At 62.9% G+C, this 1,279-nt stretch carries 1 pseudogene; it reads right to left on the reverse strand.

The features are described 5' to 3' along the window. Positions 1-1,265: pseudogene (locus E1286_RS47280) on the reverse strand (DNA-directed RNA polymerase subunit beta); the annotation flags it as partial. Between the last annotated feature and the right edge of the window lie 14 nt (positions 1,266-1,279).

The raw sequence follows: 1,279 nt of genomic DNA on the forward strand, positions 1-1,279 counted from the left end.
TGGTCCATGAACTGCGACAGCTGCGAGGTGCCGAAGAACTCCTTGATCGACGCCACGACCGGGCGGATGTTGATCAGGGTCTGCGGCGTGATCGCCTCGACGTCCTGCGTCGTCATGCGCTCGCGCACGACGCGCTCCATGCGGGCCAGGCCCAGGCGGACCTGGTTCTGGATGAGCTCGCCGACGTTGCGCACACGACGGTTGCCGAAGTGGTCGATCTCGTCGGTCTCCACGACGATCTCACCGTTGGCGCCCGGCATCGAATCCTCGCCCGCGTGCAACCGGACCAGGTATTCGATCATCGAGACGATGTCGTCCTCGGTCAGCGTGCCCTGCGTGATCTCGGAGTCGACCCCGAGCTTCTTGTTGATCTTGTAGCGGCCCACCTTCGCCAGGTCGTACCGCTTGGGGTTGAAGTAGAGGTTCTCCAGCAGGGTCTGCGCCGACTCCTTGGTCGGCGGCTCGCCCGGCCGCAGCTTGCGGTAGATGTCGAGCAGCGCGTCGTCCTGGCCGGCCGTGTGGTCCTTCTCCAGGGTGGCCCGCATCGACTCGTACTGGCCGAAACGCTCGAGAATCTTGTCGTTGGTCCATCCCAGTGCCTTGAGAAGCACGGTGACGGCCTGCTTGCGCTTACGGTCGATACGCACACCGACGCTGTCGCGCTTGTCGATCTCGAACTCCAGCCAGGCACCCCGGGACGGGATGACCTTGCAGCCGTACAGATCCTTGTCGGACGTCTTGTCGACAGTACGTTCGAAGTAGACGCCCGGCGAGCGGACCAGCTGCGAAACGACGACACGCTCGGTGCCGTTGATGATGAACGTGCCCTTCGGCGTCATGAGCGGGAAGTCGCCCATGAACACCGTCTGGCTCTTGATCTCACCGGTGGTGTTATTGATGAACTCCGCCGTCACGAACATCGGGGCGGAGAAGGTCATGTCCTTGTCTTTGCACTCATCGACTGAGTACTTGGGCGGCTCGAAACGGTGGTCGCGGAACGACAAGGACATGGTCCCCGAGAAGTCCTCGATAGGACTGATCTCTTCGAAGATCTCTTCGAGGCCCGACTGGGTCGGGACGTCCTTGCGCCCGGCCTGACGAGCCGCCTCTACCCGGGCCTTCCACTTCTCGTTTCCGAGCAGCCAGTCGAAAGACTCGGTCTGCAGGGCCAGAAGGTCAGGAACTTCGAGAGGCTCCTGGATGCGCGAAAAGGAGACGCGACGGGGACCAGCGGGTACGGCGGAGGCGTTGCGCGAGGCTGCCAACAGATGTCCTTCCG

Source organism: Nonomuraea terrae (assembly GCF_004348995.1).
GTDB lineage: Bacteria > Actinomycetota > Actinomycetes > Streptosporangiales > Streptosporangiaceae > Nonomuraea > Nonomuraea terrae.